This window comes from Streptomyces sp. NPDC059897 (genome assembly GCF_042730865.1).
Lineage (GTDB): Bacteria > Actinomycetota > Actinomycetes > Streptomycetales > Streptomycetaceae > Streptomyces.
Genome location: NZ_JBHWKQ010000012.1, coordinates 94,652 through 121,558, shown reverse-complemented (window position 1 = coordinate 121,558; position 26,907 = coordinate 94,652). Strand labels below are relative to the sequence as shown.

The 26,907-nt window shown below is 70.7% G+C and carries 27 protein-coding genes and 1 tRNA gene; 14 read left to right on the top strand and 14 right to left on the bottom strand.

Annotation, left to right across the window (positions count from 1 at the left end):
• Positions 1-93 precede the first annotated feature (93 nt).
• The 3 genes from pflB to ACFV9W_RS16155 are packed head-to-tail and all read left to right on the top strand — an operon-like array spanning position 94 to position 3,463.
• Positions 94-2,364 carry a formate C-acetyltransferase gene (pflB, locus tag ACFV9W_RS16165; protein ID WP_385760700.1) on the top strand — a complete coding sequence of 757 codons (2,271 nt, stop codon included), beginning with the start codon at positions 94-96 and terminating at the stop codon, positions 2,362-2,364.
• A 48-nt stretch (positions 2,365-2,412) separates the two neighbouring features.
• Complete coding sequence (gene pflA, locus ACFV9W_RS16160) at positions 2,413-3,216, top strand: pyruvate formate-lyase-activating protein (protein WP_385760697.1); 804 nt, start codon at positions 2,413-2,415, stop codon at positions 3,214-3,216.
• 46 nt (positions 3,217-3,262) lie between these two features.
• Positions 3,263-3,463: a hypothetical protein gene (locus tag ACFV9W_RS16155; protein WP_385760694.1), complete on the top strand. Its 201-nt coding sequence runs from the start codon at positions 3,263-3,265 to the stop codon at positions 3,461-3,463.
• A gap of 19 nt (positions 3,464-3,482) precedes the next feature.
• Here the strand turns inward: ACFV9W_RS16155 and mscL are convergent, their stop codons facing one another.
• The 6 genes from mscL to ACFV9W_RS16125 form a co-directional block, all read right to left on the bottom strand.
• Entirely contained in the window at positions 3,483-3,950 is a 468-nt protein-coding gene (mscL, locus tag ACFV9W_RS16150; protein ID WP_385760913.1) for a large conductance mechanosensitive channel protein MscL, read from the bottom strand.
• Positions 3,951-4,064: 114 nt separating this feature from the next.
• Positions 4,065-4,625 carry a hypothetical protein gene (locus ACFV9W_RS16145; RefSeq protein ID WP_385760691.1) on the bottom strand — a complete coding sequence of 187 codons (561 nt, stop codon included), beginning with the start codon at positions 4,623-4,625 and terminating at the stop codon, positions 4,065-4,067.
• A 163-nt stretch (positions 4,626-4,788) separates the two neighbouring features.
• Positions 4,789-5,652, bottom strand: a complete 864-nt coding sequence (locus ACFV9W_RS16140) for an S-methyl-5'-thioadenosine phosphorylase (protein WP_385760688.1) — start codon at positions 5,650-5,652, stop codon at positions 4,789-4,791.
• A gap of 122 nt (positions 5,653-5,774) precedes the next feature.
• Positions 5,775-6,101, bottom strand: coding sequence for an FmdB family zinc ribbon protein (locus tag ACFV9W_RS16135; RefSeq protein ID WP_385760685.1), 327 nt, complete (start codon positions 6,099-6,101; stop codon positions 5,775-5,777).
• 69 nt (positions 6,102-6,170) lie between these two features.
• Positions 6,171-7,463: an MFS transporter gene (locus tag ACFV9W_RS16130; protein WP_385760682.1), complete on the bottom strand. Its 1,293-nt coding sequence runs from the start codon at positions 7,461-7,463 to the stop codon at positions 6,171-6,173.
• Between the two features lie 235 nt (positions 7,464-7,698).
• Entirely contained in the window at positions 7,699-9,156 is a 1,458-nt protein-coding gene (locus ACFV9W_RS16125) for a potassium/proton antiporter (RefSeq protein ID WP_385760679.1), read from the bottom strand.
• Positions 9,157-9,402: 246 nt separating this feature from the next.
• Between ACFV9W_RS16125 and ACFV9W_RS16120 the strand changes: the two genes are divergently transcribed.
• Entirely contained in the window at positions 9,403-12,156 is a 2,754-nt protein-coding gene (locus ACFV9W_RS16120; RefSeq protein ID WP_385760676.1) for a penicillin acylase family protein, read from the top strand.
• 68 nt (positions 12,157-12,224) lie between these two features.
• On the opposite strand, the gene ACFV9W_RS16115 is transcribed toward ACFV9W_RS16120, so the two are convergent.
• Positions 12,225-12,857 (bottom strand): 5-formyltetrahydrofolate cyclo-ligase, encoded by a 633-nt coding sequence (locus ACFV9W_RS16115; RefSeq protein ID WP_385760673.1) that lies wholly within the window; start codon positions 12,855-12,857, stop codon positions 12,225-12,227.
• A 94-nt stretch (positions 12,858-12,951) separates the two neighbouring features.
• Here ACFV9W_RS16115 and galU point away from each other — a divergent pair, with 94 nt between their 5' ends.
• From galU to ACFV9W_RS16080, 7 genes are all read left to right on the top strand, one after another.
• Complete coding sequence (galU, locus tag ACFV9W_RS16110) at positions 12,952-13,854, top strand: UTP--glucose-1-phosphate uridylyltransferase GalU (protein ID WP_385760670.1); 903 nt, start codon at positions 12,952-12,954, stop codon at positions 13,852-13,854.
• Positions 13,855-14,016: 162 nt separating this feature from the next.
• Positions 14,017-15,363, top strand: a complete 1,347-nt coding sequence (gene glp / locus ACFV9W_RS16105; protein ID WP_385760668.1) for a gephyrin-like molybdotransferase Glp — start codon at positions 14,017-14,019, stop codon at positions 15,361-15,363.
• Between the two features lie 96 nt (positions 15,364-15,459).
• Positions 15,460-15,969 (top strand): cyclic pyranopterin monophosphate synthase MoaC, encoded by a 510-nt coding sequence (moaC, locus tag ACFV9W_RS16100; RefSeq protein ID WP_385760665.1) that lies wholly within the window; start codon positions 15,460-15,462, stop codon positions 15,967-15,969.
• Positions 15,966-16,514: a molybdenum cofactor biosynthesis protein B gene (locus ACFV9W_RS16095; RefSeq protein ID WP_385760663.1), complete on the top strand. Its 549-nt coding sequence runs from the start codon at positions 15,966-15,968 to the stop codon at positions 16,512-16,514. Before moaC ends, ACFV9W_RS16095 begins: the two co-directional genes overlap by 4 nt.
• Before the next feature lie 20 nt (positions 16,515-16,534).
• A complete protein-coding gene (locus ACFV9W_RS16090) occupies positions 16,535-17,179 on the top strand; it encodes a GNAT family N-acetyltransferase (protein ID WP_385760660.1) in 645 nt (214 codons plus the stop codon).
• 170 nt (positions 17,180-17,349) lie between these two features.
• Positions 17,350-18,597 (top strand): gephyrin-like molybdotransferase receptor GlpR, encoded by a 1,248-nt coding sequence (gene glpR, locus ACFV9W_RS16085; protein WP_385760657.1) that lies wholly within the window; start codon positions 17,350-17,352, stop codon positions 18,595-18,597.
• Between the two features lie 91 nt (positions 18,598-18,688).
• Positions 18,689-18,762 (top strand) — tRNA-Ala (locus ACFV9W_RS16080).
• A 79-nt stretch (positions 18,763-18,841) separates the two neighbouring features.
• Here ACFV9W_RS16080 and ACFV9W_RS16075 read toward each other — a convergent pair.
• Positions 18,842-19,348 carry a GNAT family N-acetyltransferase gene (locus ACFV9W_RS16075; RefSeq protein WP_385760655.1) on the bottom strand — a complete coding sequence of 169 codons (507 nt, stop codon included), beginning with the start codon at positions 19,346-19,348 and terminating at the stop codon, positions 18,842-18,844.
• 67 nt (positions 19,349-19,415) lie between these two features.
• Between ACFV9W_RS16075 and ACFV9W_RS16070 the strand changes: the two genes are divergently transcribed.
• Positions 19,416-20,219, top strand: a complete 804-nt coding sequence (locus tag ACFV9W_RS16070; protein WP_385760653.1) for an exodeoxyribonuclease III — start codon at positions 19,416-19,418, stop codon at positions 20,217-20,219.
• A 30-nt stretch (positions 20,220-20,249) separates the two neighbouring features.
• On the opposite strand, the gene ACFV9W_RS16065 is transcribed toward ACFV9W_RS16070, so the two are convergent.
• Complete coding sequence (locus tag ACFV9W_RS16065) at positions 20,250-20,861, bottom strand: TetR/AcrR family transcriptional regulator (protein ID WP_385760651.1); 612 nt, start codon at positions 20,859-20,861, stop codon at positions 20,250-20,252.
• A gap of 110 nt (positions 20,862-20,971) precedes the next feature.
• Here ACFV9W_RS16065 and ACFV9W_RS16060 point away from each other — a divergent pair, with 110 nt between their 5' ends.
• On the top strand, positions 20,972-21,232 hold the full coding sequence (locus ACFV9W_RS16060; protein WP_385760648.1) for a hypothetical protein: 261 nt from the start codon (positions 20,972-20,974) through the stop codon (positions 21,230-21,232).
• A gap of 88 nt (positions 21,233-21,320) precedes the next feature.
• Here the strand turns inward: ACFV9W_RS16060 and ACFV9W_RS16055 are convergent, their stop codons facing one another.
• The 4 genes from ACFV9W_RS16055 to ACFV9W_RS16040 form a co-directional block, all read right to left on the bottom strand.
• A complete protein-coding gene (locus ACFV9W_RS16055; RefSeq protein ID WP_385760645.1) occupies positions 21,321-21,503 on the bottom strand; it encodes a hypothetical protein in 183 nt (60 codons plus the stop codon).
• A 99-nt stretch (positions 21,504-21,602) separates the two neighbouring features.
• Entirely contained in the window at positions 21,603-22,478 is an 876-nt protein-coding gene (locus ACFV9W_RS16050) for an SDR family oxidoreductase (RefSeq protein WP_385760642.1), read from the bottom strand.
• Positions 22,475-23,443, bottom strand: coding sequence for an alpha/beta fold hydrolase (locus ACFV9W_RS16045; protein ID WP_385760639.1), 969 nt, complete (start codon positions 23,441-23,443; stop codon positions 22,475-22,477). The genes ACFV9W_RS16050 and ACFV9W_RS16045 overlap by 4 nt, the downstream gene beginning before the upstream one ends.
• Positions 23,440-24,972 (bottom strand): flavin-containing monooxygenase, encoded by a 1,533-nt coding sequence (locus tag ACFV9W_RS16040; RefSeq protein ID WP_385760637.1) that lies wholly within the window; start codon positions 24,970-24,972, stop codon positions 23,440-23,442. Before ACFV9W_RS16040 ends, ACFV9W_RS16045 begins: the two co-directional genes overlap by 4 nt.
• Positions 24,973-25,185: 213 nt before the next feature.
• On the opposite strand from ACFV9W_RS16040, the gene ACFV9W_RS16035 reads away from it, so the two are divergent.
• Positions 25,186-25,806 (top strand): MerR family transcriptional regulator, encoded by a 621-nt coding sequence (locus tag ACFV9W_RS16035; RefSeq protein WP_385760911.1) that lies wholly within the window; start codon positions 25,186-25,188, stop codon positions 25,804-25,806.
• Positions 25,807-25,833: 27 nt separating this feature from the next.
• On the opposite strand, the gene ACFV9W_RS16030 is transcribed toward ACFV9W_RS16035, so the two are convergent.
• A complete protein-coding gene (locus tag ACFV9W_RS16030; RefSeq protein ID WP_385760635.1) occupies positions 25,834-26,844 on the bottom strand; it encodes a DUF6528 family protein in 1,011 nt (336 codons plus the stop codon).
• Positions 26,845-26,907 lie beyond the last annotated feature (63 nt).

Here is a 26,907-nt window from a genome sequence, read left to right as displayed (position 1 = left end):
CTCAGGACCATTGCCGCCCCTCCGGCGAGCCCCGCGGGAGTGCAATGAACACGTAGCAACCCACTGGTCGAAGAGATGGGGAAGGTGCCGCAGATGACTGCCACTCCCGCGGAAAAGACGACGCACGGCGAGGCCTGGGACGGCTTCAAGGGAGGGCTGTGGCGGGACGCCGTCGACGTCCGCGACTTCGTCCAGCGGAACTACACCCCCTACGAGGGCGACGGCTCCTTCCTCGCCGGACCGACCGAACGCACCACCGCCGTGTGGGACAAGCTCCTCGGAATGTTCCCCGCCGAGATCGAGCGCGGCATCCACGACGTCGACGTGAAGACCCCGTCCCGTATCGACGCGTTCAGGCCCGGCTACATCGACGGCACGGCCGCGAACCACAACGACCTCATCGTGGGCCTCCAGACCGACGCCCCGCTCAAGCGCGCGATCATGCCCAACGGCGGCTGGCGGATGGTCGAGGGCGCCCTGAACGCCTACGGCTACGAGGCCGACCCCCAGGTCCGCGACATCTACACCCACCTGCGCAAGACCCACAACGAGGGCGTCTTCGACGCCTACACCCCCGAGATCCGCGCCTGCCGCTCCTCCGGCATCATCACGGGGCTCCCGGACGCCTACGGCCGCGGCCGCATCATCGGCGACTACCGCCGCGTCGCCCTCTACGGCGTCGACCGCCTCATCGCCGCCAAGCAGTCCGACAAGGACGAGCTCGGCGCCGCCTGGCCCACCGAGCACGTCATCCGGGACCGCGAGGAGATCTCCGAGCAGATCAAGGCGCTGAACGAGCTCAAGGCCATGGCCATGTCGTACGGCTACGACATCTCGGGCCCGGCGACCACCGGCCGCGAGGCCGTCCAGTGGCTGTACTTCGGCTACCTGGCCGCCGTGAAGGAGCAGAACGGCGCGGCCATGTCGATCGGCCGCATCGACAACTTCCTCGACATCTACCTCCAGCGCGACATCGAGGCCGGCCGGATCACCGAGTCCGAGGCCCAGGAGTTCATCGACGACTTCGTCATCAAGCTCCGCATCGTCCGCTTCCTGCGCACCCCCGAGTACAACGACCTGTACTCCGGCGACCCCACCTGGGTCACCTGGTCGATGGCCGGTATCGGCGAGGACGGCCGCCCGCTCGTCTCGCGCACCACCTTCCGCGCGCTGCAGACCCTCTACAACCTCGGCCCGGCCCCCGAGCCGAACCTGACGGTCTTCTGGTCGCGCGAACTCCCCAAGGGGTTCAAGGACTTCGCCTCCCAGGTCGCCATCGACACCTCGGCCATCCAGTTCGAGTCCGACGAGCTGATGCGCCCCAAGTACGGCGACGACACCGCCATCGCCTGCTGCGTCTCCGCGATGGCCGTCGGCAAGCAGATGCAGTTCTTCGGCGCCCGCGTGAACGTCGCCAAGGCGCTGCTCTACGCGATCAACGGCGGCCGCGACGAGAAGTCCGGCAAGCAGGTCGTCGAGGGCTTCGAACCCATCGAGGGCGAGTACCTCGACTACGAGACGGTCGCCCGGCAGTACGACGCGATGCTCGACTGGCTGGCGCGGACCTACGTCCACGCGCTCAACGTCATCCACTACATGCACGACAAGTACGCCTACGAGCGCATCGAGATGGCCCTGCACGACCAGGAGATCCTGCGCACCATGGCCTGCGGCATCGCGGGTCTGTCGGTCGCCGCGGACTCCCTCTCGGCGATCAAGCACGCCAGGGTGAAGATCGTCCGCGACGAGACCGGACTCGCCGTCGACTACGAGATCGAGGGCGACTACCCGGCTTACGGAAACAACGACGACCGCGCCGACGACATCGCCAAGCGCATCGTCCACGGCTTCATGGAGAAGGTCCGCAAGCACCCGACCTACCGGAACGCCGTGCACACCCAGTCGGTGCTCACGATCACCTCGAACGTCGTCTACGGCAAGAAGACCGGCAACACCCCGGACGGCCGCCGCTCCGGCACCCCCTTCGCCCCCGGCGCCAACCCGATGAACGGGCGCGACGAGCACGGCTACATCGCCTCCGCCCTGTCCGTCGCGAAGCTGCCCTACGACGACGCCGAGGACGGCATCTCGCTGACCAACACGATCACCCCGGACGCCCTGGGCCGCACGCCCACCGAGCGGATCGGCAACCTGTCCGGCGTGCTCGACGGCTTCATGGCCAGCGACGGCTTCCACATGAACGTCAACGTCCTCGACAAGGCGACCCTCGAGGACGCCATGGAGCACCCGGAGAACTATCCGCAGCTCACCATCCGGGTCTCCGGGTACGCGGTGAACTTCGTCCGCCTGACGCGCGAGCAGCAGCTGGACGTCATCCACCGCACCTTCCACGGCTCCCTGTGAGCCGGTCCTCCTGACCGAGACAGCCCGCAGGACACAAGGAGGAACGTCATGACCGTCATGCTCACCCAGAACCTCACCGCGAACGACGCCGCGACCCCGGCCGCCGCCGCGACGCGTCGGCCCATCGAGGGATCGGTGCACTCCTGGGACCTGTCGACCGGCGTCGACGGGCCGGGCACCCGCTTCGTGACGTTCCTCTCCGGCTGCCCGCTCACCTGCCTGTACTGCCACAACCCCGATACCTGGAAGATGCGCGACGGCAAGCGCACCGCCGCCGACGACATCGTCGCCGAGGCCGCCAAGTACACCCGGTTCATCGGGGCCGCGGGCGGCGGCGCCACCATCAGCGGCGGTGAGCCCCTGCTCCAGCCGGTCTTCGCCGGCGAGCTGCTGCACCGCTTCAAGCACGAGCTGGGCCTGCACACGGCCCTCGACACCTCGGGCTTCCTCGGTGTGCGCGCCACCGACGCGCTGCTGCGCGACGCGGACCTGGTGCTGCTCGACATCAAGTCCTGGGACCGGGACACCTACAAGCACGTCACCGGGCGACCGCTGCAGCCCACCCTCGACTTCGCGCACCGCCTCGCCGACCTCGGCAAGAACGTGTGGGTGCGCTTCGTGCTCGTCCCGGGCCTGACCGACGACCCCGCCAACATCGAGGGCGTCGCCGCCTTCGCGGGCTCCCTCGGCAACGTCTCCCGGGTCGACGTGCTGCCCTTCCACAAGCTCGGCGAGGCGAAGTGGCAGGCGCTCGGCAAGACCTTCACGCTGCACGACACCCCCTCGCCCACCCCCGAGCAGATCGCCTCCGCGAGGGCGATCTTCGAGTCCCACGGCCTCACGGCCGTCTGACCCGGCGCCCCGGGGGCCGGCGCCCCCGGCGACGTACCCTGGAGCCATGAGCAGCCCCACCCCCGACCCCGAGAAGCGCGATCCGAAGAAGCGTGACCCCAAGGCCGCGCTGATCTTCGACGATCCGCTGACGGCGCAGTCCTCCGACGACACGGACCGCGGCTGGGGCGAGCGGCCGACGGCCGGCGACAACAGCGCCGCCGACCTGGCCCGCTTCCTCGACGAGAAGCCGCCCCACCACATCTGAAGGGCCGCGGCGAGCCCGGCTAGGGCTCGGTGTGCCCTGAACCGCGCTGCGCCACGAGCGCGTCGCGGATCTCCTTGAGCACCTCCAGCTCGGAGACCTCCAGGACCTCCTGGGTGCCTTCCTTCTCCGCCTTCCGCGCGGCCTGCCGGGCGAGGTACTTGGCCATCGGCAGCACCATCAGGAAGTACACGACGGCGGCCGTGATCAGGAAGCTGATCGCGGCGCTGAGAACCGTGCCCCACATGATCTGGATGCTGTCGTCGCTGCCCTTTTCGCACGTGCCCTTGAGGCAGTACGCGTACTTGTTCAGGTCCTGTGTGCCGAACGCGCCGACGATCGGGTTGATGACCCCTTCCACCACCGCGTTCACGATGTTGGTGAATGCGGCGCCGATGACGACGGCGACCGCGAGGTCGATCACATTCCCGCGCATGAGGAAGGCCTTGAAGCCTTCCCACAGGCTCGGTTCGTTGTTCTCGCTCACCAGAAGGCCTCTCTTCACATGTACAGGTTGTGGAGCAAACGCTTCCGCAACCTACGACAGTTCGGGTCAGACCTGTCCAATTCGGTAGCTCGATCGGGGGACTTGGGGAGATATACGTCACCACACCGTCACCGCCAACCTAGAGGCGGCTCCGGCGCCCGCGAGCCGCGCCGCGGCCCCACGTTCCACCGTCAGCACCACCAACGCCCCGCCCGCCGCCGAGGTTTCGCCGACATCGCCGCCTTGACCGAGAGTTGGCCCCGGCTTCGGAACGGATGCCACGCGGACGCCGGACGCGAGCACCCGCACTCCCGGACCGCCGTCCGCCCGCGCCGCCACCACATCGACCCGGTCGCCCGGCCGCAGCAGCCGCACCGCCCCCGCGTCCGCGATCCGCACCGGCGCCGACACCGTCACGGCGGACGCGGCGGCCCGCCCACCCGGCCCCGCCCCCGCGTGCGGCGGCTCGGGCCCGCCTCCCGCGCCGGACGACGGCACCGCCGCCGCCAGCGCCGCGGCGGTCAGGACGAGCCCCGCCGCCACGGCGGGCCGGTGTCGACGCCGGCCCGCGCGCCCCGGCCGCCACCGCGCGCCGCGCACCCGCACGGGAGGGAAGGGCGGCACCTCGGACGTCGGGGGAATGCCGAGCTCGTACGGGACAGGTACAGATGCGGACACAGTCGTCACCGCCTGCGGATCGGTCGGGCCGGACGGGCACCGCACCCGTCTCGCCGAACACGATCCGCCTCCCCGCCGCATCCCGCCGAAGCCCGTGCACTACCGAGCGGTTGTGGACAACTCCCTCACCCGAAGGGGTAGTTCCGGCGGCCGAGATACGGCGTCACGGCAGCCGGAACCCCGGATCCATCCCGCCGAGCGCCCCCACGCACGGGCAGTCCCGCTCCGCCTCCGCCGGCAGCCCCGCCACCGCGTCGAACAGCACCGTCCGCAGCCGGTCCACATTGGCCGCGAACACCTGGAGCACCTCGTCGTGCGAGACGCCCTCGCCTCTCTCCGCACCCGCGTCCAGGTCCGTGACCAGGGTCAACGACGTGTAGCAGAGCTCCAGTTCACGGGCGAGCATCGCCTCCGGATGCCCGGTCATCCCGACCACCGACCAGCCCATGGCGGCATGCCACCGGGACTCGGCGCGGGTGGAGAACCGGGGCCCCTCGACCACCACGAGCGTCCCGCCGTCCACCGGCTCCCAGTCCTTGCCGCGCGCCGCCTTCACCGCGACCCTGCGCCCCGTGGGGCAGTAGGGGTCGGCGGGCGAGACGTGCACGACGTTCGGCACGGTCCCGTCCGGCAGCGGCTGCCCGTCGAAGTAGGTCTGCGCCCGCGCTTTCGTACGGTCCACGAACTGGTCGGGCACGAGCAGCGTCCCCGGCCCGTACTCGGGCCGCAGGCCGCCCACCGCGCACGGGCCGAGAACCTGGCGCACGCCCACGGAGCGCAGCGCCCAGAGGTTGGCGCGGTAGTTGATGCGGTGCGGCGGCAGATGGTGGCCGCGGCCGTGCCGGGGCAGGAAGGCGACCCGGCGCCCCGCCACCTCGCCGAGGAAGAGCGAGTCGCTCGGCGGCCCGTAGGGGGTGTCGACGCTGATCTCCGTCACGTCGTCCAGGAACGAGTAGAAGCCGGAGCCGCCGATCACGCCGATCCCGGCGGCGGCGCTTGCGTGTACGTTCCCTGAGTTGGTCGCCATGGGTCAGCACAGTAGTCACGCGGCGAACGCCGAAGACCCTGTCGTCGGAAGACGACAGGGTCTCGTAAGAATTCGCGGCGCCGCTCGCGCCGCCGGCGCTGCTTTGTGCGGCGGAGGACGCTTTACGCGGCGGAGGACGTCGAAGAGCTCGACGAGGCCGAAGAGGTCGACGTCGACGGCTTCGCGTCCGAGGGCGGCTTCGAGTCAGAGGACTTCGACTCCGAGCCGGTCGACGACTTCGAGGCCGACGCCGGGCTGCTGCTCGACGAGGAACCGCGGCTGTCGTTGCGGTAGAAGCCGGAGCCCTTGAAGACGATGCCGACGGCCGAGAACACCTTCTTGAGGCGGCCGTTGCAGCTGGGGCACTCGGTCAGGGCATCGTCGGTGAACTTCTGCACCGCCTCGAGGCCCTCGCCGCACTCGGTGCACTGGTACTGGTAAGTCGGCACTGTGTCTTCCTCCTGGCACTCTCACTCGTTGAGTGCTAACGACGATCCATAGTGACCTATTCCGCGGGATCAGTCCACTGCCACGGGCTCGCGGTGACCCACACCACGTGCCACGGTCCGCCCCGTGGAGGACGGTGTGAGCCGCGAGCGCAGCAGGAACATGACCACCAGGGCGAGCACGGTGCCGCCCATCGGGACGAGGAATCCGGCCCCGTCCCAGAGGCGGTCCTCCAGCTGTCCGGAGACCGACACGGCGGCCGCCTGGCCGAGCGCGACGGCCCCGGTCAGCCAGGTGAAGGCCTCGGTGCGGGAGCCCACGGGGGCGATCTTCTCGACCAGCGTGTAGCCCGTGATCAGGGACGGCGCGATGCACACGCCGACCAGCAGGCCGAGCCCGGCGAGCAGCACCACGGACTGCGCGGCCCACAGCCCCGAGGCCATGACGGCGAGCGCCGTGTAGCCGACGAGGAGCCTGCGCTGCGGGGCGATCTTCCACGCGATGGCGCCGCAGGCCAGGCCGGAGAGCATGTTGCCCGCGGCGAAGATCCCGTACAGGACGCCGTTGAGGCCGGGCTCGCCGATCGACTCGGTGTACGCGGCGAGCGAGACCTGCATGCCGCCGAAGACGGAGCCGATGCCGAGGAACGTGACGATCAGGACCCGCACACCGGGGACGCGCAGCGCGGAGGAGTGCTGCACGCGCGCGTGCTCCTCCAGGCCGGCCACGGGGGGCTGGGTGGCCTTCTGGGTGGCGAACAGGAGGCCGCCGACGAGTGTGAGCGCCGCCTCGGTGATCAGGCCCGCGGCCGGGTCGATGCCGGTGCACAGGGCCGTCGCGAACAGCGGGCCGAGTACGAACGTGAACTCGTCGGTGACCGACTCGAAGGCGGCGGCCGTCTGCATCAGGGGCGACCCCTGCAGCTTCACGCCCCAGCGGGCGCGCACCATGGGCCCGATCTGCGGTGTCGAGGCACCCGTGGGCACGGCGGCCACGAACAGCGCCCAGGTGGGCGCCCCGGAGAGTGCGAGCACGGTGAGCGTGAGCCCCGCCGCGGAGTGCACGAGCACGCCGGGCAGCAGGACAGCGCGCTGCCCGAAGCGGTCGGCCAGTTTGCCGCTGTAGGGCGCGAAGAGCGCCATGGCGACACCGGTCGTCGCGGAGACCGCGCCCGCGGTGCCGTAGGAGCCGGTGGTGTGCTGCACGAGCAGCACGATGGAGATCGTGAGCATCGCGAACGGCTGGCGGGCCGCGAAGCCGGGAAGCAGGAACGTCCAGGCCCCGCGGGTGCGCAGGAGCTGCCCGTAGCCGGGGCGTGCGGCCCGCTGGGTGCCGGGTGCGGTGACCGTGTCCTTCTGTGGCACGGTCCTTGCCTTTCTGCCGCCTGGTAGCGCGCGGTCCTCGTGGTTGAGGGGTGCGCGCCGAGAGCCGTCCTCATGCGCCGGGAACCGAGTGATACCTACGGTCCGCGCCAGGAGAGGCCCTGGGCCAAGCAGGTCAGGCCGTGAAGCACGGTGCTGCAAGGGGACCGCGGCCGCTTTGCGGTCGCGCCGGCTCTACGTCAGGCAGAGTCGGTCGTACATGGTCTGTGCATCCATGCTAACGGGCTTCCGGGCCGGCGGTACCCAACCAACCGGCCAGTTTGCCGCCGAGGGCGACGGCCCGCAGGCGCGCCTCCGCGGCGTCCCGCACCGGGTCGGTGGCGACCACCAGGAGTTCGTCGCCCCGGCGCAGCACGGTGGTCGGGGCGGGCACGGAGGAGGCGCCGTCGCGGACGACGAGGGTGACGGCGGCGCCCTTGGGCAGCCGCAGTTCGCCGACCTCCACGCCGTGCATCCGTGAGCCCTCCGGGATGGAGACGGACAGCAGGTGGCCGCGGAGCCGCTCCAGGGGTGCCGATTCGATGCCGAGGTCGGCGGCGTCGGTGGAGCTCGCCAGGCGCAGCTTCCCGGCGAGCCACGGCAGCGTGGGTCCCTGGATGAGGGTGTAGACGACGACCAGGACGAAGACGATGTTGAAGATCCGCTGGCTGTCGGCGACGCCGGTGACCATCGGGATGGTCGCCAGGATGATGGGCACGGCGCCGCGCAGACCGGCCCACGACATGAGGGCCTTCTCCGCCCACGGTATGCGGAAGGGCACCAGGCTGACGACGACCGACAGGGGGCGCGCGACCATCGTGAGGACCAGGCCGATGAGGAGCGCGGGCACGATGTCGTCGGCCAGCTCGTGCGGCGTGACGAGCAGGCCGAGCAGGACGAACATGCCGATCTGCGCGATCCAGCCGAGCCCCTCGGCGAAGCCCCGGGTGGCCGGCCAGTGCGGCAGCTTGGCGTTGCCCATCATCATCGCGGCCAGGTAGACGGCGAGGAATCCGCTGCCGTGGGCCATGGCGCCCGCGGCGTACGCGGACGTGGCGATGGCCATGACGGCGATCGGGTAGAGGCCGGAGGCGGGCAGGGCCACGTGCCGCAGGCCGAAGGAGCCCAGCCAGCCGACCGCGAGGCCGATGGCGGCGCCGATGGCGAGCTCCAGGGCGATCTCGCCGACGAGGACGTACCAGTGCTCCATGGGGCCGGCGGCGGAGAACGCGACGACGAGGATGACGACCGGGGCGTCGTTGAAGCCGGACTCCGCCTCCAGGACACCGGTCACGCGCGCGGGGAGCGGCACTCTACGAAGGACGGAGAAGACCGCCGCCGCGTCGGTGGAGGAGACCACGGCGCCGATGATGAGTGCCTGCTGCCACTCGAGGCCCACCAGGTAGTGCGCTCCCGCGGCCGTCACGCCCACGCTCACCGTGACGCCCACGAGCGAGAGGGCGGCGGCCGCGGGCAGGGCGGGCTTGATCTGTTTCCACTTCGTGCCCAGACCACCTTCGGCGAGGATCACGACGAGTGCCGCATAGCCGATGACCTGGGTCATTTCGGCGTTGCTGAAGTCGACGTGGCCGAACCCGTCCTGGCCCATGGCGACGCCGATGCCGAGGTAGAGCAGGAGGCTGGGCAGTCCGCTGCGCGAGGAGATGCGCACGGCGGCGACCGCCACGAGCAGCACGAGGGCGCTGACGAGCAGGAGCTGGTTGAGCTGGTGGACAGTCAGGGGCCGTTCCTTCCAGGAGGGGCACTGCGACAGGGAAGTTACTTCGTTACCTTACCTAATCGTTAACGCCTTCTTGATGCCGGATACGTCACGCCCGTCTCCGTAGAACCCCGCTTCCCGACTCCGCGTCCGGAGCCACACCGCACTGCTCGTAAGGTTGCTCTCGCCCCGCCCGGTTAGCGAAGGACAGCAAGGACCGCGATGCCCTCCACTACGAACGCCTCTGCCGGCAGCCCGCCCGGCAAGAAGAAGGGGCGCCGAGCCCGACTGATCGTGATCGTGCTCGTGTTGGCCGTTCTCGCGGGCATCGGATTCGGTGCCTACTGGAGCGTCGACAGCGTCCGCGCGTCCATGCCGCAGACGACGGGGTCCATCCAACTCGACGGGCTCGACGGACCGGTGCAGGTCAAGCGGGACAGCTACGGGATCCCGCAGATCTACGCGTCCACGGACCACGACCTGTTCATGGCGCAGGGCTATGTGCAGGCGCAGGACCGGTTCTACGAGATGGACGTGCGGCGCCATACGACCTCCGGTCGGCTCTCCGAGATGTTCGGCAAGGGCCAGGTCAAGACCGACGAATTCCTGCGCACCATGGGCTGGCATCGCGTGGCGCAGAAGGAATACGACTCCAAGCTGTCGCCCTCGACGAAGAAGTACCTCCAGGCGTACTCCAAGGGAGTCAACTCCTACCTGGGGGGCAAGAGCGGCAAGGCGATCTCCGCGGAGTACGTCGCGCTCGGCTTCGAGAACGACTACAAGCCGCAGAAGTGGTCGCCGGTGGACTCGGTGGCGTGGCTCAAGGCGATGGCCTGGGACCTGCGCGGCAATATGCAGGAGGAGATCGACCGCTCGCTGATGACGAGCCGGCTCGGCCCGAAGCAGATCGCCGACCTGTACCCCGACTACCCGTACGCGCGGCACAAGCCGATCGTGCAGGAGGGCGGGTACGACAGCGCCACGAAGTCGTTCGACGCGTCCTCGGGCGGCGGTACGGGCACGCAGGCGGCCGGGGCGGCGGGCACCGGCCTGGCGGGCGGCACACAGGCTCCCAGTGGCCTGCAGAGCCAGCTGGGCGGTCTCTCCAAGGTCCTGGACGAGATCCCCGACTCCGCGGGCCTCGGCCCCAACGGCAACGGCATCGGCTCCAACTCGTGGGTGGTCTCGGGCGACCACACCATCACCGGGAAGCCGCTGCTCGCCAACGACCCGCACCTGGCGCCGCAACTGCCGTCCGTCTGGTACCAGATGGGCCTGCACTGCACGAGCGTCTCCAGCAAGTGCCAGTACGACACCTCGGGTTACACCTTCGCGGGCATGCCGGGCGTGGTCATCGGCCACAACCAGAACATCTCCTGGGGCCTGACCAACTCGGGCGTCGACGTCACCGACCTCTACCTGGAGAAGTTCAGCGGCGACGGCTACCTGGTCGACGACAAGACCGTGCCGTTCAAGACCCGCAAGGAGACCATCAAGGTCGCCGGCGGCGAGTCCAAGACGATCACGGTGCGCGAGACCGACAACGGGCCGCTGCTGTCCGACCGCAACTCCGAACTCGTGAAGGTCGGCAAGAAGGCCGGCGTGGACGCGGCGGCCCCCGACCGCGGCGACGGCTACGGCATCGCGCTGCGCTGGACCGCGCTGCAGCCGGGCAACACCATGGACGCCGTCTTCAACCTCGACAAGGCGTCGAACTGGTCCGAGTTCCGCAAGGCCTCCGCCGACTTCCAGGTGCCCTCGCAGAACCTCACCTATGCCGACACCGAGGGCAACATCGGCTACCAGCTGCCGGGCCGGATCCCGACCCGCGGCGAGGGCGACGGCTCGCTGCCGTCCCCCGGCTGGGACTCCGAGTACCGCTGGACCGGTTACATCAGGCAGTCCGAGCTGCCCTACGAGTTCAACCCGAAGCGCGGCTACATCGTGACCGCCAACCAGGCCGTGGTCGACGACGACTACCCGTACACGCTGACCAAGGACTGGGGCTACGGCACCCGCAGCCAGCGCATCACCGACCTGATCGAGTCGAAGATCAAGGACGGCGGGAAGGTCTCCACCGACGACATGCGCACCATGCAGATGGACAACAGCAGCGAGATCGCGAAGCTCCTGGTGCCCTACCTGCAGAAGATCGACATCCAGGACAAGGACGTCAGGGACGCGCAGAAGCTCCTGGAGAACTGGGACTACACCCAGAACCCGGACTCCGCCGCCGCGGCCTACTTCAACTCCGTGTGGCGCAACGTCCTCAAGCTCGCCTTCGGCAACAAGCTGCCCAAGGAGCTGCGGGTCGACGGCCAGTGCCTGAGCGTCGAGCCGGTCGACAAGACGGGCCCCGCCGACGAGGACCGCAAGGTCCGCGAGTGCGGCGAGCGGGACACGCACTCGGCGCAGCCGGACGGCGGCGACCGCTGGTTCGAGGTCGTCCGCAAGATCATCAAGGATCCGAAGAACGACTGGTGGAAGACGCCGGGCAGCCGCACGAACGCCCCCACCAAGAACCGTGACCAGCTGTTCGCGCGCGCCATGGAGGACGCCCGCTGGGACCTCACGGCCAAGCTCGGCAAGGACATCGACACCTGGAGCTGGGGCCGGCTGCACAAGCTGGAGCTGAAGAACCAGACGCTCGGCACCGAGGGCCCGGGCTGGCTGCAGTACGTGCTCAACCGCGGCCCCTGGAAGCTGGGCGGCGGCGAGGCGGCCGTGAACGCGACCGGCTGGAACGCCGCGGGCGGCTACGGGGTCGACTGGGTGCCGTCCATGCGGATGGTGGTCAACATGGCGGACCTCGACAAGTCGAAGTGGATCAACCTGACGGGCGCCTCGGGGCACACCTTCAGCGACCACTACACGGACCAGACCGAGAAGTGGATCAAGGGTGACCTGTTGCCCTGGAACTTCTCCGAGAAGGCCGTCGGCGACAGCACCGAGGACTCGCTGGTCCTGAAGCCGTAGCGGCGATCCATGCGAAAGGGGCCTCCACGCGCGCGTGGAGGCCCCTTTCGCATGGGCGGGCGGGGGCGTCAGAAGCGCCGCACGCCCGAGGGCGTCACCACCGCGTCCACGGCCTTGTCGTGCGCCTCCTGGGGGAGATGCGCGACGACCTCGCTGTCGTGGAGCAGCACGACCAGCGCGGGCCGCACGCCGGCCGCCTCCAGGCGCGCGAGCACCCGGTCGTACGAGCCGCCGCCGCGGCCGAGCCGCATCCCGCGCGCGTCCACGGCGAGCCCGGGAAGCAGCACCACGTCCGCCGCCAGGACGGCCTCGGGGCCGAGCCGTTCCCCGCCGGGCTCCGACAGGGCCATCTTCCCGGGGTGCCGCACCGTGGTGAGCGAGTCCGCACCCTCGTAGGCGCCCCAGTCCAGGTCGTTGTCGGGCAGCAGGGCGGGCAGCAGCACGCGCGTGCCACGCGCGCGCAGGGCGTCGAGGAGCGCGCCGGTCCCCGGCTCGCCGCCCACGGAGACGTACGCCGCGACCGTGCGAGCCCGCGCCAACTCGTCGAGTTCGAGAGCCCGGCGGGCCACGGCCCGCTCCGTCTCCCGCACGTCATCCTCCGTCAACGCGCTCCTCACCCGGAGGAACTCCCTGCGCAACGAACGCTTGTCAGGGTGGTCGCCGCGCGGTTCAGCTGCGGGCTCATCGGTGTGCGGACTCATAGCCGGGTCACAAACCTCTCCTATTCGACGCATATATGTGCCTACAAAGCGGACCCACAGATTCCGCCCATAGCAGCCGGATATGGTGACCCGCATGACTGACGCGCACACCAGGATCACCAAGGCTGTCATCCCCGCCGCGGGCCTCGGCACCCGGTTCCTGCCCGCCACGAAGGCGACTCCCAAGGAGATGCTCCCGGTCGTCGACAAGCCGGCGATCCAGTACGTGGTCGAAGAGGCCGCGTCGGCGGGGCTCGGCGACGTACTGATGATCACAGGTCGCAACAAGCGTCCGCTGGAGGACCACTTCGACCGCAACCACGAGCTGGAGGCGGCGCTTCAGAAGAAGGGCGACGCGGGCCGCCTGGCCAAGGTCCAGGAGTCCAACGACCTCGCCACCATCCACTACGTGCGCCAGGGCGACCCCAGGGGCCTCGGCCACGCGGTCCTGTGCGCCGCCCCGCACGTCGGCGACGAACCCTTCGCGGTACTGCTCGGCGACGACCTGATCGACCCCCGCGACCCGCTGCTCCAGAAGATGGTGGAGGTCCAGGAGGAGCACGGCGGCAGCGTCATCGCGCTCATGGAGGTCGAGCCCTCCCAGATCCACCTCTACGGATGCGCCGCCGTCCAGGCCACCGAGGACGGGGACGTCGTACAGGTCACCGACCTGGTGGAGAAGCCCGACCCGGCCGACGCCCCCTCCAACTACGCGATCATCGGCCGCTACGTCCTCGACCCCGCCGTCTTCGGCATACTGCGCAAGACCGAGCCCGGCCGCGGCGGCGAGATCCAGCTCACCGACGCGCTCCAGCAGCTCGCCGCCGACGAGAAGATCGGCGGCCCCGTGCACGGCGTCGTCTTCAAGGGCCGCCGCTACGACACCGGCGACCGCGGCGACTACCTCAAGGCGATCGTCCGCCTCGCGTGCGAACGTGAGGACCTGGGACCGGAGTTCCGGACCTGGCTGCGCGGCTACGTCGCCGAGGAGGTCTGACCCGACAGGGCCGGGCCCGAGGCGGCCCGGCACCCCCGCTCCCCGGCGGACCTGCGCCCCGGTACGGCACACCGCCTCCGGGGCGTCACATATCGCCCGTGGTAGGAACACCGGGATACGCCGAAGACTCAGCACACCGGCACGAGGAGCAGGGGAGCAGCAGTGAACAGTTTCAGTGCCACCAATGACCAGGCGCAGATCTGGTCGGTGGACGAGCATCTGGAGGACATCCTCGCCGCCGTCCACGCACTCGACCCCATCGAGCTCCAACTCCTCGACGCACAGGGCTGTGTGCTCGTCGAAGAGGTGACGGTCCCGCTGTCGCTGCCGCCGTTCGACAACAGCTCGATGGACGGCTACGCGGTGCGCGTCGCGGACATCGCGGGCGCGAGCGAGGAGTTCCCCGCCGTGCTCACGGTGATCGGTGACGTCGCCGCGGGCCAGGCCGAACAGCCCACCGTCGGCCCCGGCGAGGCCGCCCGCATCATGACGGGCGCCCCGCTGCCGCCCGGCGCCGAGGCCGTCGTCCCCGTCGAGTGGACCGACGGAGGACTCGGCGCGGGCCCCGTCACCTCGATGCCCGCCCACAGCACCGCCCCTGAGGGCGCGTCGGGCGAGGTCCGTGTGCACCGCCCCGCCGAGGCACGCGCGCACGTACGCGCGCAGGGCAGCGACGTACAGGCCGGCGACCGGGCACTCACCGTCGGCACCGTCCTCGGCCCGCCGCAGATCGCGCTGCTCGCCGCCATCGGCCGCGGCACCGTACGCGTGTGCCCGCGCCCGCGCGTGGTCGTCGTCTCCACCGGCACCGAACTCGTCCAGCCCGGCGAACAGTTGGCGCCCGGCCAGATCTACGACTCCAACAGCTTCGCCCTCACCGCCGCCGCCCGCGACGCCGGAGCCATCGCCTACCGGGTGGGCGCGGTGGCCGACGACGCCGAGACGCTCCGCTCCACCATCGAGGACCAGCTCATCCGCGCCGACCTCATCGTCACCACCGGTGGCGTCAGCGTCGGCGCGTACGACGTGGTCAAGGAGGCCCTCACCGGCATCGGCGACCCGGACGACGAAGAGGGCATCGGGGCGGGCAGTGGCGTCGAGTTCCGCAAGCTCGCCATGCAGCCCGGCAAGCCGCAGGGCTTCGGCTCCATCGGCCCCGACCACACCCCGCTGCTCGCGCTGCCGGGCAACCCCGTGTCGTCGTACGTCTCCTTCGAACTGTTCGTGCGCCCCGCGATCCGCGCCCTGATGGGCCTGCCCGAGGACGCCGTGCACCGCCCGAAGGCCCGCGCGACCCTCACCGCCGACAAGGCGCTGACCTCGCCGTCGGGCCGCCGCCAGTTCCTGCGCGGGGTGTACGACGCCGAGGCGGGCGAGGTCGCCCCCGTCGGCGGCGCGGGCTCGCACCTCATCGCGGCGCTCGCCCAGGCGGACTCGCTGATCGTGGTCCCCGAGGACACCACGTCGGTGGAGCCGGGCACCGAGGTGGACGTGGTCCTGCTGGGCTGAGCGGGCCGACTGTCGGAGGCTCGCGATAGCGTGTCGCGCACAAATCGTCCGGCGCGCCGCACCGCGCACGGCTCGGATCGGGAGCGCCACAGCACCATGAGCACTTCGCAGGATCACCAGGACCAGACCGACCGGCTCACGCACATCGACGAGGCGGGCGCCGCCCGCATGGTCGACGTGTCGCAGAAGGACGTGACCGCGCGCACCGCCCGCGCCAGCGGTCGCGTCCTCGTCTCGCCGCGCGTGGTGGAGCTGCTGCGCGGCGAGGGCGTGCCCAAGGGGGACGCGCTCGCCACCGCGCGGATCGCCGGGATCATGGGCGCCAAGCGCACCCCCGACCTGATCCCGCTCTGCCACCCGCTGGCCGTGTCCGGGGTCAAGCTCGACCTGTCCGTGGCGGACGACGCCGTGGAAATCCTCGCCACCGTGAAGACCACGGACCGCACGGGCGTCGAGATGGAGGCGCTCACGGCGGTCTCCGTCGCCGCGCTCACCGTCGTCGACATGGTCAAGGCCGTCGACAAGGGGGCCGTCATCTCGGACGTCCGGGTCGAGGAGAAGACCGGCGGCAAGTCCGGGGTCTGGAACCGGGAGGACCGGGCATGACCGACACCTACCGCGCCCTCGTCGTCACGGCCTCCAACCGGGCCGCCGCAGGGGTCTACGAGGACAAGGGCGGCCCCCTGATCGCCGCGGGCCTCAGAGAGCTGGGCTTCGCCGTCGAGGGCCCCCAGGTGGTCCCGGACGGCGACCCGGTCGAGGCCGCCCTGCGGGCCGCCGTGGAGGCGGCGTACGACGTCGTGATCACCACCGGCGGCACCGGCATCTCGCCCACCGACCGCACCCCCGAGGCGACCGCCCGCGTCCTGGACCGCGAGGTGCCGGGCATCCCCGAGGCGATCCGCGCGTACGGCCGGGAGAAAGTGCCCACGGCGGCGCTCTCGCGTGGCCTCGCGGGGGTCGCCGGGCGCACACTGATCGTGAACCTGCCGGGTTCCAGCGGGGGCGTGAAGGACGGCCTGGCCGTCCTCGGGCCGCTGCTGACCCACGCCGTCGACCAGATCCACGGCGGCGACCATCCGCGAAGCGATTCCGGACCCGACAGCAGCGAGTCCAGACCCGACGCCCAGGCACCCGGGGGTGCGCACTGAACAGCCCGTCGTGGCCCGTCGTGCTGGTGGAGGGCGAAGTCGTCCTCCGCCCCATAAGGCTGCGCGACCAGCGTGCCTGGCGCGAAGTGAACCGGCGCAACCGCGACTGGCTGCGCCCCTGGGAGGCGACCATCCCGCCGCCCACGCCGAGCGGCCCGATCACGCACCGCCCGACATACCGTCAAATGGTGCGGCACCTGCGCTCGGAGGCGAACGCGGGCCGGATGCTGCCCTTCGTGGTCGAGTACCAGGGCCGCCTCGTCGGGCAGTTGACCGTCGCCGGGATCACCTGGGGGTCGATGTGCTCGGGCCACGTCGGGTACTGGGTGGACCAGTCGGTGGCGGGCCGCGGTGTGATGCCGACGGCCGTCGCGCTCGCGGTCGACCACTGCTTCCGGACCGTGGGCCTGCACCGCATCGAGGTCTGTATTCGGCCGGAGAACGGGCCGAGCCGCAGGGTCGTGGAGAAACTCGGATTCCGCGAGGAGGGGCTGCGTCCACGATATCTTCACATCGACGGAGCCTGGCGCGACCACCTTGTCTTCGCGCTCACCGCCGAAGAGGTTCCGGAAGGGATCCTGAAGCGGCGCCGGCGTGAGCGACGCGGCAATCCCGCAGGTCCGAGTGCCCCCAATACGGTCGATCCGGGCACGCCCTCGAAATGAAATAAATGTTCGAATTTGATCGAAGAGGCACCGTCAGGGGTCATTGAATTCCCCCGAAGGTCGGCCCGCTGATCACATCCATCGCAAAAAGCTCGGATTATCAGCCAGATCGTGCGACACACCGGCTCAATTGGCGGATGGCCCCGCCTAAACCCCTCTACGGTGTGTCCGTGAGCAGCAGCGGCCTCATCTACGCAGTCATCGTCGGGGCCTGGGCCGCCTACTTGGTGCCGATGTGGCTCCGTAGGCAGGACGAGTTGAACGAAGCTCGTCCGACGGAACGCTTCAGCACCGCCATCCGGCTTCTCTCCGGTCGGGCGGGCATGGAGCGCCGGTACGCCAAGGACCTGCAGGCGCGCTCGCCCGAGTCGGACGAGCGGCGCGGCGACCCGGTCGACCCGGACGCACCCACCGAAGGGGTGGACGTCCGGGACGTCGGCATGTCTCCGTCCCCGGAGCGGCGCGCCCCGCACCCGGGACGCGAACGTCGCGAAAGCCGTGAACACCCCGATTCCGCCCGAGAGTTCGCGGAACCGGACCACGAGCGCGCGGACCCCGCCCACGAACCCGAACCGGTGGCCGAGCCCGCGCCGCCCGCCAAGCCCCGCGCCGCCCGCGCCACTTCGGCCGCCGCGGCCGAGGCACAGGCCGCGCGCGCCCGGCGCACCAAGGTGCTCGCGCGCCGCCGCCGCACGACCGTGCTGCTCTTCGCCGCCTTCACCGTCGGCGCCGTCGTGGCCGCCGTCGGCGGCATCGCGTTCCTCTGGGCACCCGCGGCCCCCGCACTGCTCCTCAGCGCGTACATCGTCTACCTGCGCACCCAGGAACGACGCCGCTTCGCCTACGTCATGGACCGCCGCCGCGCCGAGGTCGCCGCACAGCGACTGCGCGAACGCCAGCCCCGCAGGCGGCAGCCGGCCGCGGCCCGCGCCGCGGCCGAGGATCAGGAGGAAGGCCCATCGGTGGACGAGACCGCCACCGACCCCGGCCTCGAGGCCCTCGCCGCCGACCGCCGCGCCCTCGTCGAACAGACCGACCATCAGGAGTGGGTCGACCAGCAGCGCGAACGGCAGCGCCACCCCGGCCCCGGCGACAGCTGGGACCCGGTCCCCGTGCCGCTGCCCACCTACGTCACCGCCCCCGTCGCCCCGCGCGCCACCGGCGGCATCGACTACAACGCACCCGAGACGTGGAGCTCCGCCCGCTCCTCCGCCGCGGAACAGGCCGCGCAGCAGCAGGCGCAGGAGGAGCAGGCCGCCGAGGCCGCCCCGGAGTCCGCCGAGCCGGTCGCCGACGACGGCCGCAGCGACGCCCGCCGCGCCGCCTCCGCGCGCCGCTCCCGCGAGCGCGGACGGACCCCGCTCTTCGACCAGTTCGACGACGGCGCCGACGGCCGGCCGCGCGCCGCCAACGAGTGAGCCGGACCACTTCGGAGCCCGCCCGGCTGACCAGCCAGGGAACGGATTTCCAAGCACCCGGATCGGGGTGCTAGAGTTTCACTCGTTGCAAGGGCGTGTGGCGCAGTCCGGTAGCGCACCTCGTTCGCATCGAGGGGGCCAGGGGTTCGAATCCCCTCACGTCCACAGCAACGAAAACCCCCGGCGGGAAACCGCCGGGGGTTTTCGCATGTCCAGGGTCCGTGCTGCCCAGAGCTTCTCCCGCTCAGAGCTTCTTCGCGAAGCACCGGCTCAACTCGTCGAACCGGTAGTGACCGAACTTCGCGCACGGCTCGTAACCGCTCGACGCGTACAGGGCTATCGCCTCCGGCTGCTTGAGGCCCGTCTCCAGGACCATGCGCGTGCGGCCCGCCGCCCGGGCGTCCTCCTCCAGCGCCGCGAGGATCTGCCGGGCGAGGCCCAGGCCGCGCGCCTCCGGGATGACGTACATGCGCTTCAGCTCGGCGTCGCCGTCCACGTACCCCTCGTCGTTCGCCTCCTGGCCGCGCCAGCCGCCCGTCGCGAGCGGTGTGCCCGCGGCGTCGTAGGCGATCAGGTAGAGGCCGCGCGGCGGCTCGAACATCGTCGGGTCGAGCGGCGTGACATCGCCCTCGTCGCCGTACCGCTCCGCGTACTCGAGCTGGACGCGGTCGTTCAGCGCGATCGCGTCGAGGTGGCCGAAGGAGGTGGGTCGCAGGCTCGGGGCCCCGACTCCGGGAAGCTGAATAGTCATACGGGTCATCGTAACTCTATGCGGGTGCTTGCGGCTGTCCCGTCCAGTCTGCCGGTATCGTGCCGGGGTGCTGACTGTGACCTCTGTGAATGTGAACGGGCTCCGGGCCGCCGCCAAGAAGGGCTTCGTGGAGTGGCTCGCCGAGACCTCCGCCGACGCCGTCTGCCTCCAGGAGGTGCGCGCCGAGCCGCACCAGCTGCCCGAGCACGTGCGGGAGCCCGAGGGCTGGCACGTCGCGCACGCGCCGGCCGCCGCCAAGGGCCGGGCCGGCGTCTCCCTTTATACGCGGCGCGAGCCGGAGCGGGTGCAGATCGGCTTTGGCTCGGCCGAGTTCGCGGACAGCGGCCGCTACGTCGAGGTGGACCTGCCGGGCGTCACCGTCGCCAGCCTCTACCTCCCGTCCGGCGAGGTCGGCACGGAGCGCCAGGACGAGAAGATCCGGTTCATGGGCGAGTTCCTGCCCTACCTGAAGTCCCTGCGCGAGCGGGCCGCCGCCGACGGCCGCGAGGTCGTGGTCTGCGGCGACTGGAACATCGCCCACCAGGAGGCCGACCTCAAGAACTGGAAGGGCAACAAGAAGAACTCCGGCTTCCTCCCCGAGGAGCGCGAGTGGCTGACCTCCGTCTTCGACCCGTCCGACGGCGGCTATGTCGACGTGGTCCGCGCCCTGCACCCGGACGTCGAGGGGCCGTACTCGTGGTGGTCGTACCGGGGGCGGGCCTTCGACAACGATTCAGGTTGGCGCATCGACTACCTGGTGGCGACGCCGGGGCTCGCCGCGCGCGCGGTGAAGGGCTACGTCGAGCGTGCCGCCACGCACGACGAGCGGTGGTCGGACCACGCGCCCGTCACGGTGGTCTTCGACCGCTAGGCACCTGGGGCCCGCTCCGAACGACAGGACCTAGCGGGCGGGTGTGTCCGCCAGCAGCTGGTCGATGTGGCGCTGGAGGGTGGCCAGTGCCGTGGCCGGTGAGTGGTGGCCCGCCAGGACGTGGGCCGTGAGGCCGTCGGCGAGGGCGAGGAGTGTGTGCGCCTCGCGGTCCGGGTCGAGGCTCCGGAGGAACTCCCGGGTGCCCTGGCCGTAGCGCACGAGCCACGCGATGAGGTCGTGCAGCTTGCCGTAGGTGTCGCGCAGGACGGCGGCCAGTTTCTCGCTGGCCGGGGCGTGGGCGACGAAGGCCAGCCAGACGTGAGCCTGTGTCCTCGACGCCTCGTCCAGCAGGGCGAGTTCGGCCAGGGTGTGGGAGAGCAGTGTTGCTGCGGCCTGGGGTGTGGAGGTGGCGGCGATGCGCTGGTTGGCGCGTTCTGCGACCAGTTGGGAGATGTGCTCCAGCGCGAAGAGCAGCATGTCCTCCTTGGTGCGGAAGCACCGCTGGACGGCACCCATGGACACGCCGGCCTCGGCGGCGACGTCGCGGAGGCTGACGGACTCCATCCCCGAGCGCGCGATCAGGGTGCAGACCGCCTCGGCGATCCGCCGGCGCCGGTCCTCGTAGTCGACCTTCCTGGGCACGGTCCGATCCTTCCCATGTTCCGATGCACTTGCATCATATCCGCTGCGGCCGCACGATGTGATGCAAGTGCATCGGAACGGTGCGTGGGCACAGGGAGGGAAGGCTCGTCATGGCGAATCAACTCAAAGGGGCGGACAGCGGCTCGGGTCAGGGGCTGCTGTGGCTGTTCGGCGCCATCCTCGCCGTCCAGGGCTTCGGCTCGGCCGTCACGGAGGCCGGGTGGGGCACGAGCTTCGGCGTCGCCGCCCTCATGCGGGCGGCGCATGTGCCCGAGTGGGCAACCCTCCTGGTCGGCCTCGCGGGTCTGGTCCTGCTGGGGGTGGCGGCGCGCCGTCACCGCGCGAGGGGGCGGGTGGAGCGGCAGCCGTGAGGCGGGTGCGGTCCGGCTGGAGGCGGGCGCATGGCCGGGCCCCGTCCGGATCTCCGGACGGGGCCCCGTCACATGTGTTCAGGTGGCGTCACTGCTGGAAGCGGTCCTTGGCCTCCTGGGCGGCGTCCTGCGCCTTTTCCTTGGCCTGGTCCGTGCCTTCCTTGGCGCGGTCCTGGCCTTCCTCGGTCTTGCCCTCGGAGCCGCCCATGGCTTCCTTGGCCTTGTCCTGCAGCTGCTCGGCCTTGTCCTTGAACTGGTCAGAGATACCCATTTGATGCACTCCATGAAGGGTGGGGGGTGGGCCTCGACCAGACTGACACGATGCCCCATTTGTCGCATTTTGATCAATGACGCACCGTAAAGGGCCAGGTCAGCGGCCCCGCGATGCCTCGTCGGCGGCTCCGCCCGCGCCCACGAGGCCCTTGGAGACGGTGCCGAGGCGGCCCTCGAAGCGGCGTACCTTCTGCTGGCCCACGAGGCCGATCGCCGCGGGCAGGTAGCCGCGTATGCCCTGCATGCCGCGCAGCCACCACTGCGCGTACACGTGGGGCGAGCGGCGCTCGATGCCCGCGACGAGGCGGTCGACGGCCGGGCCCAGGGGGTACGTCTTGTTCGAGGGCCAGGGGAGCTGCTGGCGCAGTTCGCGCATCACGTCGTCCTGGTCGGCGCCGCGGACCATGTCGGTGTCGGTCCAGGACAGGTAGCCGACGCCGACGCGGACGCCCTTGTGGCCGACCTCGGCGCGCAGGCTGTGCGCGTAGGCCTCGACGCCCGACTTGGAGGCGCAGTAGGCGGTCATCATCGGGGCGGGGGTGATCGCGGCGAGGGAGGCGATCTGGAGGAGGTAGCCGCGGGATTCCGTCAGGACGGGGAGGAAGGCGCGGGCGGTGACGGCGGAGCCGATGAGGTTGACCTCGATGACCCGGCGCCATGCCACCGGGTCGGACTCGGCGAAGGGGCCGCCGGTCGCGACGCCCGCGTTGGCGACGACGATGTCGACCTTGCCGAAGCGTTCCTTGACCTCCTGGGCGACCTGCGCCATCGCCACGTGGTCGGTGACGTCCGCGTGCCACCAGTCGGCGTCGGAGTGCAGCCGGGCGGCCACCTGCTTCAGTTCGTCCGGCTCCAGGCCGACCAGTGCGATCTTGGCGCCGCGTGCCGACAGCTTGCGTGCGAGCAGTTCGCCCACGCCGCGTGCGGCTCCCGTGACGACCGCGACCTGTCCTTCGAGACTGACCTTGCTCATGCGGCGTCTGCTCCCTTGTCCGACTGCGACGGTGACTGTGGCTGTGTCTTCGGCTGCGCGTACTGGGTGGAGAGTTCGCGGATCTTTGATGTGACGGCGTCCGGGGCCTCGATGGGTGTCATGTGGCCGAGCCCCGCCAGTTCGGTCAGGCCCGCGCAGTCGGGCAGCGCGGCGGCGATGCGCCGGGCGTGCGCGACCGGGGTGAGGCGGTCGGCGGTGCCCGCGATGACGGCGACCGGCATCGTCAACTCGCCCACTCCGGCGTCGAGTTGGAGGTGTTCGAGGACGTGCGACCAGCCGTACCGGACGCCGCGCGGGCAGGCGTGCACGATCCGTGCGCAGGCCTCGACCTTGTCGGGGGCCGAACCGGGGCCCATCGTCGCGTACTTGAGGACGCGCTTGCCGATGGGTGTGACGGGCCCGAGGGGTGCCTTGGAGCCGAGGATCGCGCGGGTGAAGCGGGTGCGCAGGTTGCTCGCGCGCATCAGCGGCACCACGGTGGCCTCGGCGACGAGCTGCGAGCTTCCGGTGCTGCACAGCAGGACGGCGGCGGCGTGCTCCTTGAACTTGGGGCGTCCGGCGGCGGCCATCATCGTCATGCCGCCCATGGAGTGCCCGGCGAGCACGGCCTGTTCGCCCGGCTCCAGGGTCGCGCCGAGCACGGCCTCCAGGTCGTCGGCCAGCATGTCGGTGGTGTACGGGGGTTCGGCGGCGGCGGGGCTGCGGCCGTGTCCGCGCTGGTCGTACACGATCACCCGGTGGTCGGTGGCGAGGGCGCGGGTCTGCGCGGCCCAGAACGCCGTCGAGCAGGTCCAGCCGTGCGAGAGCACGACGGCGGGGGCGCCGTCGGGGCCGTGCACCTCGACGTGCAGCCGGGCCCCGTCCGCGGAGGTGACGGTCAGTTCGCGGGCGGCGACGGGCGGTGCGTACGGTCCCGTCGTGACATGGCGCATCAGGCGGCTCATGCGGCGTTCACCTCGGTCTTCTTCTTGGTACGCGTGGTCGACGCGGCCTTCGCGGGCGCGCGCACCACCTCGTACTCGCCTACGTCGACATGCCGGGTGGCGTGCCGGAATTCGGTGGTCGTGCCCGGCCAGACGGTGGTGTTGACCCCGTTGTCGTCGAGGTACCAGCTGTCGCAGCCGCCGGTGTTCCACACGGTGCGCTTCATGCGGTCCTGTACGCGGTTGTTCCAGCCGGTGACGGCGGTCTCGCGCGGGGTGAGGGCGACGCGGCCGCCGAGGACGTGCAGTTGGCGCATGTAGTCGGCCAGGTAGTTCAGCTGGGCCTCGATCATGAGGATCATCGAGGAGTTCCCGAGGCCGGTGTTGGGGCCGATGACGGTCATGAAGTTCGGGAATCCGGCGGCGGTGGCGCCGCGCAGGGCCTTCATGCCGTTCTTCCACGACTGCATGAGCGTGTCGCCGTCGGCGCCGATGACGCGGTCGGCGATGGGCATGTCGGTGACGTGGAAGCCGGTGCCGAAGACGATCGCGTCGACCTCGGCCTCGCTGCCGTCGGAGGCGACGAGGGTGTTGCCGCGGATCTCGCTCAGTCCGGAGGCGACGACGTCGACGTTGGGCTGGGCGAGCGCCGGATAGTACGTGTTGGAGAGCAGGATCCGCTTGCAGCCGATGCGGTAGTCCGGGGTGAGCTTGGCGCGCAGTGCCGGGTCCTTGATGGCCCGGTGCATGTTCCGCTTGGCGAGCTGTTCGACCATGCCCAGTTCGCCGGGGTGCTTGGTGAACGCCTGGACCTGCAGCTCCCGGATGCCCCACAGGAGTCCGCGCCGTGCCTGGGTGGTGAAGGGCAGTTGGCGGTGGAGCCAGCGTTCGGCCTTGGTGATGGCCCGGTCGGCGCGCGGCATGACCCAGGGCGGGGTGCGCTGGAAGAGGGTGAGCCTGCCCACCTCCTTCTGGATGGCGGGGACGATCTGGATGGCCGAGGCGCCCGTGCCGATCATGGCGACGCGCTTGCCCCGCAGGTCGTAGTCGTGGTCCCACTGCGCGGAGTGGAAGACCTTGCCGGGGAAGGTGTCGATGCCGGGGATGTCGGGGGTCTTCGGGTCGGAGAGCGGTCCGGTGGCGGAGACGACGACGTCGGCGGTGAGTGTGCCCTTCGCGGTGTCGATCTCCCACCAGAGCTTGTCGTTGTCCCAGCGCAGCTGCTTCACCTCTGAGTTGAGGCGGATGTGCGGGCGCAGCCGGAAGGTGTCGGCGACGTGCTCCAGGTACTCCCAGATGTGCTCCTGCCCGGAGAACGTCCGCGGCCAGTCAGGGTTGGGCGCGAAGGAGAAGGAGTAGAGGTGGGACGGGACGTCGCAGGCGCATCCGGGGTAGCTGTTGTCGCGCCAGGTCCCGCCGACCGCGCCGGCCCGTTCCAGGACCACGAAGTCGGTGATCCCCTCGCGGCGCAGCCTGACCGCCGCGCCGAGGCCGCCGAAGCCGGATCCGATCACCGCCACTCGTACGTGTTCGTGCTCCTGCTCGGCCATCCCGGCGCCTCCCTTGCCGCTGCGACTCTGCCAGTGAACACTGGCGTAATCCGGAGAGTAGAGGCTGTACGTACTCATGGGTAGGGGTCGGACCGAGGAAAGTTACCGGCAGTACGGCATAAGGTTTCCGGCGTGGGAGGAGACGTGAAGGAAGACGTGGGCGAACCGGGCGGCACGGCGGCAGAGGGCGGCGAAGGCAAGCGCGAGTACCGCATGGAGGAGCTGGCGAAGGCGGCCGGCATCACGGTCCGCACCGTGCGCTTCTACCGTGAGCGCGGGCTCATCAAGCCGCCCCGCCGCGAGGGCCGCATCGCCTGGTACGACGAGTCGCACCTGGACCGCCTGCGCACGATCGCCTCGCTCCTGGACCGCGGCCACACCCTCAACGGGATCAGCGAGCTCTCCGAGGCCTTCGACCGCGGCCGCGACGTCGGCGAACTCCTCGGCGTGCGGCCCACGGAGGAGGTCCCCGTCCGGCTCTCCGCCGCCGAACTCGCCGACTACTTCGCGGACGACGTCACGCCCGAGAACCTCCAGGCCGCCCTGGACCTCGGCTACTTGGGCATCGACGGCGAGGAGATCGTGCACATCAGCCGCCGGCTGCTCGACATCTCGGCGGCCCTGGTCCGCGAGGGCATCCCGCTGGCCGACGTGCTCGCGGCGGCCAGGCGGGTGCGCGAGCACGCCGAGGCCATGGCCGCGCTCTTCACCGACCTCGTCGCCGCGCACGCCTCCGACAAGGACATCGACCGGCTGCGCCCGCTCGCGAAGGGCGTGGTGGAGGCGGAGCTGTCCCTGGCGCTCGACCGCAGGCTGGAAGCGTCCGACGGGTAATCGCCCGGCGGGTATCCGTCCGACGGGTCACCGGGGTAGCCACCAACGGGCCTTGTAGATACCGCCGTTGACGTAGGTGAACGCCCCGGCAGGACGGTGCAGGCTCACGGTGGTCGTCCACCACGTCTCGCCGAGCCCCTTCTCCGGCACCGTGGTGACCACCCGCCCGGTGCGCGGATCGTCCCCCACGCCCTTCACCGACTTGCGGACGATCTCCGAGGCCCCCGCGAAGTCCTGCGTGAAGCCCTGGCCGACGATGTCGTACTGGAACACGGATGCGGAGGTCGTCACCCACATCCGCCCCGGCACGCCCGCCACGGGGAACAGATCGTGCCCACCGGCGGACTTCCCCGGGGTGGCGACGGGCAGGGCCACCGCGAACTGCCGCACCAGCGTGGGTCGTACGCGCGTCCCCTCCACCCGGTAGGCCACCAGCTCGTCGTCGCCCATGGCCCACAGCACCTCGCGCACCGGGTCCCAGTGCAGCCCGTGGGCCCCCTTCAGCGCGGCCTCCGTGTACCGCGTGGAGTGCGGGCCGAGGGACGCCGCGTACAGGCGCACCCGCGCGCCCGTGCTGCACGCGACGGCGACGTTCCCGTCGGGGAGGATCTCGGCGGTGTGCGGGTTGAGCAGGTCGTCCCCGGGGCCGAGCGTCCCGGCCCAGTAGCGCCGCCCGCTCGGCCACTCCACGACGCCCGCGAATCCGAACGAGGCCGTGGTCAGCACGTACGTACGCCCCCGATGGCGCCGCACCTTCGCCTCGCTCGGGTACACCCAGCTGATGTCGGCCTCGGTGTCCCGGTACCGGGCGTCGCCCACGGGCGAGAACGCCCAGCGCACGACGCCGGGTTCGACGGCCGGGTCCCACACCCGGACCCGCGGGTCCATCACCAGCAGCCGCTTGCTGGCCTGTTCGGTGATGAGGACGGGTGGCAGCGCGGGAGTCGCGGCCGCGGCCCGACCCGTGGTGCTGAGCGCGAGCCCCGCGCCGATTCCCGCGGCGCCGAGCAGTACCGCTCTTCGTGAACCGTGCGACATGAAAACCCCCTGGCTGACAGGTAGTTGACCGTGACATCGCCGTGTGCGCGCCCAGAATCTGTC